At 61.8% G+C, this 9,148-nt stretch carries 7 protein-coding genes; 5 read left to right on the top strand and 2 right to left on the bottom strand.

Going from position 1 to position 9,148, the window contains the following annotated elements:
- Together ABID16_RS13555 and ABID16_RS13550 are read right to left on the bottom strand one after the other, a co-directional pair.
- Nucleotides 1–339: helix-turn-helix domain-containing protein (locus ABID16_RS13555; RefSeq protein ID WP_354556876.1), on the bottom strand; the 339-nt coding region annotated here is incomplete at its 3' end.
- 187 nt (nt 340–526) lie between these two features.
- A complete protein-coding gene (locus tag ABID16_RS13550; RefSeq protein ID WP_354556875.1) occupies nt 527–1,525 on the bottom strand; it encodes an ABC transporter ATP-binding protein in 999 nt (332 codons plus the stop codon).
- A 124-nt stretch (nt 1,526–1,649) separates the two neighbouring features.
- Here ABID16_RS13550 and ABID16_RS13545 point away from each other — a divergent pair, with 124 nt between their 5' ends.
- From ABID16_RS13545 to ABID16_RS13525, 5 genes are all read left to right on the top strand, one after another.
- Nucleotides 1,650–2,951: an extracellular solute-binding protein gene (locus ABID16_RS13545; RefSeq protein WP_354556874.1), complete on the top strand. Its 1,302-nt coding sequence runs from the start codon at nt 1,650–1,652 to the stop codon at nt 2,949–2,951.
- 75 nt (nt 2,952–3,026) lie between these two features.
- Nucleotides 3,027–3,953, top strand: coding sequence for a carbohydrate ABC transporter permease (locus ABID16_RS13540; RefSeq protein WP_354556873.1), 927 nt, complete (start codon nt 3,027–3,029; stop codon nt 3,951–3,953).
- Nucleotides 3,950–4,792: a carbohydrate ABC transporter permease gene (locus tag ABID16_RS13535; protein WP_435532416.1), complete on the top strand. Its 843-nt coding sequence runs from the start codon at nt 3,950–3,952 to the stop codon at nt 4,790–4,792. Before ABID16_RS13540 ends, ABID16_RS13535 begins: the two co-directional genes overlap by 4 nt.
- 25 nt (nt 4,793–4,817) lie before the next feature.
- On the top strand, nt 4,818–7,838 hold the full coding sequence (locus tag ABID16_RS13530; RefSeq protein WP_354556872.1) for an alpha-mannosidase: 3,021 nt from the start codon (nt 4,818–4,820) through the stop codon (nt 7,836–7,838).
- 69 nt (nt 7,839–7,907) lie between these two features.
- Nucleotides 7,908–9,146, top strand: coding sequence for an ROK family transcriptional regulator (locus ABID16_RS13525; RefSeq protein ID WP_354556871.1), 1,239 nt, complete (start codon nt 7,908–7,910; stop codon nt 9,144–9,146).
- Nucleotides 9,147–9,148 lie beyond the last annotated feature (2 nt).

Genomic DNA, 9,148 nt, shown 5'->3' with positions numbered 1-9,148 from the left:
TGGCAACGCACCTTCGAACCGCATCCGCCCGGCAATCTGCTCCGGGCTCCAGCCAGCCTTCAGACAGACGACGATCCGCTGGCGCAACTCGGAATGACGGACGAGCTTGCGGTGCCGGAACCGACGGCCCAGCGCCAGCTTCTGAGCGACCACACACCAGTAGCCCGTCAGTTCAGGGATCTCGACGTCGTTGTGCCGGTTTCGTCGTAGCTCGCGGAACACGGTCGAACGGTGACGTCCCAGTCGCTCAGCGATCTCCGTCGCGCTCATCTTCATCAATCGCCAGCGTTCGATCTGACGCCGGTCTGCAAGAGTGAGGTGGCTGTAGCGGGTCTTCATTCAGGATGTCCTTTCCATCTTCAACATCCTGCCACACTTCAAAAGTCGCAGTTCGGTATAGCGCGTACCCCCCCTACAGGCTATGATTTGATAATCTATATTATGGAACTCTCATTGGCCGGACTTTCGCGACGCCTCTGCCGAGAAGGCTTCATTCCGGGCGCTGACGATCTGGCAACTGGATGGCTCAGAGGCGCCTTCCAGCCTGGTCGAAACGGTGGACGTGTTCAGCGAGCGGGGCAAGCGCAACCGCTTCTCCGGCAGCGAAGCTGGCGCCACCGCCAACGCGCGCGGTCACGCGTGTTCCGTCATCCAGGACTGCATGCAGGTACACGTCACTACCGAGATATTCCGAGGATACCACGCGGGCGCTCCAGCCCTCGCCTCCACGGGACACCGAAAGATGTTCGGGACGAACCCCGATCGACGCGCAACCCACCCGGCCGGCGATCTCTCCACTCACGACATTCATCTGGGGCGAACCGATGAAGCCTGCGACGAAGAGGTTCACGGGCGTCTCGTAGACCTCGCGAGGTGTGCCGATCTGCTCCACGTTGCCCCTGTTGAGAACAACGATGCGGTCCGCCATCGTCATTGCCTCTGTCTGATCGTGTGTGACGTAGATCGTCGTGGTTTTCAGCCGCTCATGCAGTTCGCGAATTTCGCTGCGCATCTGCACGCGCAGCTTGGCATCGAGATTCGAGAGTGGCTCGTCGAAGAGGAACACTTTCGGCGCGCGCACGATGGCGCGGCCCATGGCGACGCGCTGGCGCTGTCCGCCCGACAGGGCTGCGGGCTTGCGTTCAAGATAGGGATCGAGGTCGAGAACCGAGGCTGCACGCTTCACCCGATCCGCAATTTCCGCGGCAGAACGGCCCGCGAGCTTCAGCGCAAAACCCATGTTTTCGGCGACCGTCATGTGCGGATAGAGCGCATAATTCTGAAACACCATCGCGATGTCACGTTCCTTTGGCATAAGGCCGTTGACCTCCTTGCCATCGATCAGAATCCGTCCGCCGGTCACCGTTTCCAGTCCCGCAATCATACGAAGCAAGGTTGATTTACCACACCCGGACGGACCGACAAGGACCATGAACTGGCCGTCCTCAAGTTCAGCGGAGATGCCGTGTATAACCTCTAAACTACCGTAATTCTTTACGATTTTGTCTATTTGAACTTTTGCCACCGCTGTTCCTCCCGAAGGCTCTTGACACAAAACAAAAGTGATTTAACCTAAATATCAGGCGCTGGGAAGTCCACTGCGGGAGGCAGGCGGCCCCGGAACGACCCAAGGGATGGAGGAATTTGAAATGTTGAAACTGTTCGCTGGCGCACTGGCCGCCGGAGTAGCCCTGCTTGCGCCGCTGGTGGCAAGTGCCGACGATCTCGTCACCAACAACCGGATCGGTCTTTCGAACGCACCGAACAAGCTCGTATTCCGCATGACGACGGACGGCCCGGCAAACAACATGCCGGAGACGGCGGAAGGCTACAAAAAGCTCTTCGAAGATTTCATCAAGAAGCATCCCGATTGGCAGATCGAGACGCAGCTCATGACCGGCGATATCGGCCAGGAACAGGCGCGCATGCTCGAACAGGCCAAGTCCGGTTCTGCACCTGATTGCGCAGCGGTAGATTCCTTCGTGCTGCCTCTCTTCAAGAAGGCCGGCGTTCTGAAATCCTTCTCGCCCTATTTCAAGAAGGAAGAAGTCGAACAGCTTTTCCCCTTCATCCGTGAGGGTGTGACCGGTTCCGATGGCCAGATCTATGCCTGGTGGTGGAGCACGGACCTGCGGGTTCTCTACCGCAACAAGGACATCGTGCCGGATGCACCGCAGACCTGGGATGACCTGAAGAAGGCCGGCCTCGCCTCGGTGAAAAAGGGCATGGAAGGCATCCTCTTCAACGGCAGCCGCTACGAAGGCACGACCTTCGACTGGGTAGCGAATTTCTGGGCACAGGGCGGCGATCTGGTCGACAAGGATGGCAAGCCGGTCTTCGGCGAAGGCGACAACAAGGCCAAGTTCGTCAAGGCGGTCAATTTCTATCGCGATCTCGTCGAGTCGGGTGCTGCTCCGAAGCGTGTTGCCACGATCGGCAACTATGACGACTTCAACGCAGCCGCTGCAGCCGGCACCACCGCCCTCTTTGTCGGTGGCAACTGGCAGCTCGGCCAGCTGAAGTCCACGCTCGACGCTTCTGAATTCGCCAAGTGGACCTTCTCGCCGCTTCCGGGCCCGACACAGGGCGAACGCTCGACCGGCACCGGCGGCTGGACGGTCGCTTCCTTCTCCTCCGATGCGAAGAAGGTCGCCTTCTGCGCCGACATCGCCCGTGAGGTTTACATGGGTCCGGCAAACGAGGTTCAGGGCCAGCTGCCGACACGCGCCGATCTCTACGGCAAGTACAAGGTCTTCTCCTCGCCGGAGAACAAGGCCTTCGGCGAAGCGCTGCAGAAGGGCCGCGCCCGTCCCGGCGCGCCGGTCTATCCGGAAATCTCGAACCAGATCCAGATCATGATGGGCAAGGTTCTGACCGGTGCAGAAGCAACCGACAAGGCGGTCGATGAAGCCTTTGCCGCATCGATGGCTGCCTATCAGCGCCTGAAGTAAAGGCCTCCCGAGCCGGTGCGGGCGGGGCTTGCCTCGTCCGCGCCCACTCTCATTTTTGCCCGTTTGGAACCTGTCATGACAGCAGCAGCAACACCCGTCGCGTCAGCTTCGGCGTCACCGGCCAAAGAGTCCGGACAGGCTAGGCCGGCGCTGTGGCTTCTGCCGCTCATCCTGGTTCTCGGCCTGTTCTATCTCTACCCCGTCTTCGACGTCTTCCGCTACGCATTCACGGACATCACGCTGCTTGGCAAGGGTGAGACATACACATTCGCCAGCATCGTCAAGACATTGACGCGCCCGGAACTTGCCGAAATCCTCTGGGTTACCTTCGTCTTCACCGGCGCCAGCGTCCTCGGCCAGCAGGTGCTGGGGCTTGCAGTGGCGCTCGTCGTCGTCCGGGGCGAGCAGCGGCGGCTTTTTGGCACGACGATCCTCAGAACCACGGCTCTGATTGCCTGGGTTGTCCCCGGCGTTGCCGGCGGCATCGTCTGGAAAATGCTCTTCAACGGCGCGCCCTTCGGCGGCCTGAACAGCGTCCTGCGCCTTATCGGCCTCGCTCCGGTGCAATGGCTTTCCGATCCGGATACCGTCATGTGGTCGGTGGTCGTTGCCAACGTCTGGCGCGGAACGGCATTTTCCATGGTGGTCATGTATGCAGCGCTCAAGGCCATTGACCCGGTGCTCTACGAAGCGGCGAATGTCGACGGCGCCAATCCCTGGCAGCGCTTCTGGTACGTGACCCTGCCGCAGCTGCGAGCCGCCATCATGGTCAACCTGATCCTCATCACCATTCAGACGCTGAACACGTTCGACGCCGTCATATCGTTGACCGGCGGCGGCCCGGGCCGCGCAACGGAAGTGCTCTCGCTCTACACGTTCAACACCGTGTTCCGGAACTACGATCTGGCTGCGGGTTCGGTCCTGTCGCTGCTCATGCTGGCGATCTCCATGGGGCTTGCGCTGATCTATGCGAAATTCCTGCCGAAGGAGAGCCGCTCGTGAAATCCGTCACGCAGGCCCGTATCGGGGACATTTTCAGCTATCTTTTCATGGCCGTGATGATGCTGTTCTTCGCATGGCCGCTGATCTGGCTGCTGTCTCTCGCCTTGCGCAGCCGTAAGGAAATCTATCTCGGCGTCGCGCGGCTGATCCCGCATGAGCCGACGCTTGCCAATTTCCAGGCGATCCTGTCATCGAGCCAGTTCGCGTCCTATCTCATCAACGCACTCAAACTCTCCACCTTGAGCGCCATCGGGTGCCTGATCGTGGCGCTGCCCGCCGCCTATGCCTTCTCGCGTTTCCCGATGAAGGGAAAGGGCGCATGGATGATGGGCCTGCTCAGCTTCCAGATGATCTCGCCGCTCGTCATCATGATCCCGCTCTACCGCTACATGGCCTCGATCCAGATGACGGAAAGCCATATCGGCGTAACGATGGTTTACATTGCGCTGGCGGTGCCCACGGCGACCTGGATCCTGAAGGGCTTCATCGACGGCATTCCGGCCAGCCTCGACGAGGCAGCCCTGATCGACGGCTGCAGCCGGTTCGGCGTCTTCTGGCGCATCATCGTGCCGCTGTCGACGCCCGGCATCGCATCCGCCTTCATCATCACCGTGATTGCCGGCTGGTCGCAGTTTCTTGTGCCCTTCCTGCTCATCACCAAGGACCAACTTATGCCAATCGGCGTCGGTATCTTCCAATATGCCGGAACGCAGAACGACAGTTCGCTGCAGGTGCTTGCTGCCGCCTGCCTCGTCTCCGTCGTGCCGGCCATCGTCGCCTTTCTTTCCCTACAACGCCTCATCCTCGGCGCCATGACCGCCGGCGCGGTGAAGGGCTGAAAACCGTCTCATAGGAATATCGAAAATGGCTCTCACACTTGCCCAACGTCTCGACCTCTTGACCGTCCGCGCCGAGGAACTTTCCTACTGGCGCGTGCGTGAAAGCCAGCCTGTCGACGGCTGGATCGTCGACGGTCAATCCATTGCTCTCGGCGCAGCCTGGCCCGAAGTCGATGGCACACGCCGCTTCAGCGTCGACGCCTCGGTTCCTTCGACCTGGCCGCTTTCGGAAACCCGCCTGCGCCTCGATCTGGGAGGCGAAAGCCTCATCACGATCCGTGACGACAAGGGCGCCGAAACCTCTTATGGTCTCGACCCGAACCATCGCGAATTCCCGCTCACCTCGCACCGCTTCTCCGTATCCTCGACGACGGTTGCCCGCCTGCCCTTCGGCGAGCCGGTGCGCCAGCCGAAGCTTGCCATGGCAGAGGCCATCTGGGTCGACCCGCAGGTGGAGCGTCTGGCGCTGCTGCTGAAGCAGATTTGCGAGACCATCGTCGTTCTCGGCGAACACGAAGTCATTCCGCACCTTCTGAACGCCGGCGAAAAGACGCTCCGCAGCCTCGACTGGCCGACGGAAACGCAGGCCTATATCAGCCGCACCGCCTCGGCACCGATGCAGCAGAAGGTCTGGCGCCTGCCGGAGGTCGTGGCGAGCCCTGCCGCCCTCACCGATGCCGAGCGTGACAGTGTCCGGCGCGCCTATGAGACCCTGATTGCGACGCTCGATGACCTCCAGAAGCGCTTCCCGCCCCAGGGCGATGTGCTGCTGACCGGGCATGCCCATATCGACCTCGCCTGGCTGTGGCCGTACCGTGAAACGCGCAGCAAGCTGCGCCGCACGTTCCACACCGCCCTCTCCCTGATGGAGCGTTTCGAAGGCTTCCGCTTCAACCAGTCGACGGCGCATTATTATGCGCAGATCGCCGAGGATGATCCGAAACTGTTCGACGCCGTGCTGGAAAAGGTGAAGACCGGCCAGTGGGAAACCGTCGGCGGCATGTGGATTGAGCCCGACACGATGATGCCCTCGGGCGAAAGCCTGGCGCGACAGATCCTCTACGGCCAGCGCTATTTCGAAAAGACCTTCGGCGCACGCCACACGGTCTGCTGGCTGCCGGACTGCTTCGGCTTTTCGGGCGCCCTCCCCCAGCTTCTCAAGCAGGGCGGGCTCGAAAACTTCTTCACCATCAAGGTCAACTGGTCGGAAACGAACCGTTTCCCCGCCGACCTCTTCTGGTGGGAAGGCCTCGACGGCAGCCGGGTTCTGACCCACACATTCGACAATACGCCGCATGGCTATAACGGCGAATTGCAGCCGCACGATATCCATCAGACATGGCGCAACTACCGCGCCAAGGACAAGCATGACACGACGCTGCTGGCTATCGGCCACGGCGACGGCGGCGGCGGTGTGACGCCGGAAATGCTGGTTCGCCACGAACAGCTTTCGCATTTCCCGGCCCTGCCGAAGACGACCTGGGGTCACGTGGCCGACTTCTTCGACGGTGCGCAGACGAGCGCGAAGAGCGTCACCCTGCCGGTCTGGCGCGGCGAGATCTATCTCGAGCTTCATCGCGCCACGCTGACCAGCCAGAGCGCGGTCAAGCGCCTGCACCGCAAGGCGGAGCGTAGCATGATCACGGCGGAGACGGTCTCGTCGCTTGCCCATCTTCTGGGCGGCGAGAAGCCGGCCTCGGAGGAAGCCGCATGGCGCGTCGTGCTCAAGAACGAGTTCCATGACATCCTGCCCGGCTCCTCGATCCGCGAGGTCTATGAGGACGCCGAAGAGGAACTGATGGAAACGATCGGCCATGCCGAATCCGTTCAGAAGGCCGCCCTCGCCGAGATTGCCGCGCATCTGCCGGCCGGTGACGCGGGCGATGCCCTGCTGATCGTCAACCCGTCACTCGACGCCCGCCGCTGCGAAATCGTCACGCCGGAAGGCGCAAGACTCGTCGGCGCATCCGACATTCCCGCACTTGGCGTCGCGATCGTCCCGCGCTCGGCCATCAAGACGCCAAAGCCGGTCGAGGCAACGGCCAGAACGCTGGAAAACGAGATCCTCAAGGTCACGCTGGCCAGCGACGGAACGATCGAAAGCCTGTATCACAAGCCGAGCGGTCGCGAAGCGATCGAAGGGCGCGGCAACCGGCTGATGGCTTATCTGATGGAAAAGCCGCGCAACTGGGATGCCTGGGATATCGAAGGCGACTATATGCAGAAGGGTGAGGAAATCACCCATGTCGAAAGCCTTGAGGTCATCGAGCAGGGGACGGCGCGCGGCGCAATCCGCATCGTTCGCCGCTGGCGCAACTCTTCCGTCACGCAGGTGCTTTCGCTGGCCTCCGGCTCGCCGCGCCTCGACATCGAGACGGAGATCGACTGGCACGACCGTCGCGTCTTCCTGCGCAGCATCACCGAAACCTCCGTCCGGGCCATGAGCGCGACCTATGAATGCGCCTATGGCGTCGTCGAGCGCCCGACGCATGTCAATCGCAGCTGGGATGCGGCGATGTTCGAAGCTGCCGGCCATCGCTTCGTTGACCTCTCCGAAACCGGCTTCGGCGTGGCGATCCTCAACGACGCAAAATACGGCCACAGCACATTCGGCAATGTGCTTGGCATTTCGCTGCTGCGCGCCGCTGTCTATCCCGACCCGCTCGTCGACGAAGGCTATCAGCGCTTCACCTATGCGCTGATGCCGCATGAGGGCGCCTGGTATCAGGGTCACGTCCGCGAAGAGGCCGAGGCGCTGAATCAGCCCCTTCTGGTCGCTCCCGTGAGCGATCGCGCAGCGGGCGTCTGGCAGCCGCTTTCGGTCGATGGCGTACCGGCTGGTCTCTCGGCGCTCAAGCCGGCCGAAGATGGCGAAGGCGTGATCCTGCGTCTCTACGAACCGGCAGGTCGTCGCGGGACGGTCAACATTCAGCCTCCCGCCGGCTGGCAAGTCTCGGAACCGCTGACCATCATGGAAGAAACCTCCGGCGCGAAAGCCGACGAACTGAAGCCTTTCGAGGTCAAGAGCTGGCGCCTTAAGCGGTAAGCCCTTGCCCGACCCCGATTGCAATGGAATAGTGCGTTCGGGGTTGGGCAGCATCGTCTGCTTCCGGTCATGGGGGACAAAGACCTGAAATTCCTGGGCTCTAATCTGGAGCAGGCCGCTTCGCAGAACCGGGGTGTGATCTTGAGCGCGATCCATCGGTCGGCGCCGATCTCGCGCGCGGAACTGGCGCGTCAGTCGGGACTGACCAAGCAGGCCGTGGCCCGCATCGTCGATCGCCTGCTGGACGAGGGCCTTGTGATGGAGGCGCGCAGGCGGCATGGCCTTCGCGGCCAGCCGGCCATCGAGCTGGAAATCAATCCGGACGGGCTCTACTCCATCGGCGCCAATATCGACCGCGATCACCTGACCATCGTCGTCATTGATGCGACCGGGGCATTGCGCGGCCGCATTCATCACGAAAAGCGCTTCATCCTGCCCGGCGAGTTCATAGACCTGATGCAGGAGGCACTTTCGACGTTTCGCCGGCGCCGGCTGTTCGATGAGGGACGGCTTGCCGGGATCGGCCTTGCCATTCCGGACTGGCTGGGCGAAGTGCCGGTCATCGGCTTTCCGGAAGCCTATCGCGCCTGGAGCACATTCGATGTGCGCGGGGCTCTGGAAACGCTGACACATCACCCGATCCTCATCGACAACGACGCCAATGCGGCAGCGACAGGTGAGATCGGCTACGGTCTCGGAACGGAGATCAGGAGTTTTTTCTACGTGCTCGTCAACGCCTGTCTCGGTGGCGCAACTGTCATCGACGGCGTGCGGCACAAGGGACGCGACGGTCTCAGCGGCGAAATCGGCTGGTTGCCCGTTCTTTTCGAGGAAGGTCCGATGGCCGGACAGGTCCAGCCGCTCGGCGACATGTTTTCAATGTTCATCCTGATGGATTATCTTCAGCGCCAGGGCGTCGATGTCTCCACGCCGGACGATCTCGTCCACCTCGACGTCCGGGGCCGTGCGCTTGTCAGCGCCTGGCTCAAGCGCGCGAGCGGCAGGATCGCCGAGGCCATCGACAATATAGGAATGCTGGTCGATCCCGAAGCTATTCTGGTGGGTGGGCGCTTACCCGTGCGCATCATCGACGAGTTGCTTGTCTATGTGCACGAGCACCTGACGCGGATGGGACTGGAGGCGCCTTCGCTGCATCGCGCCGCGTGCTCGGAAGACGCTGCAGCTCTCGGTGCTGCCGCCATGCCGCTCGCCAATCGCCTGGGCCTGCCATCTGCCGAAAAGACCCAGTTAACGCGTGTGCCGCTGTCGTCTGCTACCCCGCAGGCTTCCATAGCGGCACCCGCCTGAAC

This window comes from Limnomicrobium aquaticum (genome assembly GCF_040545545.1).
Classification (GTDB): Bacteria; Pseudomonadota; Alphaproteobacteria; order Rhizobiales; family Rhizobiaceae; genus Ensifer_A; species Ensifer_A aquaticum.
This window is presented reverse-complemented; position numbering and strand designations above follow the sequence as displayed.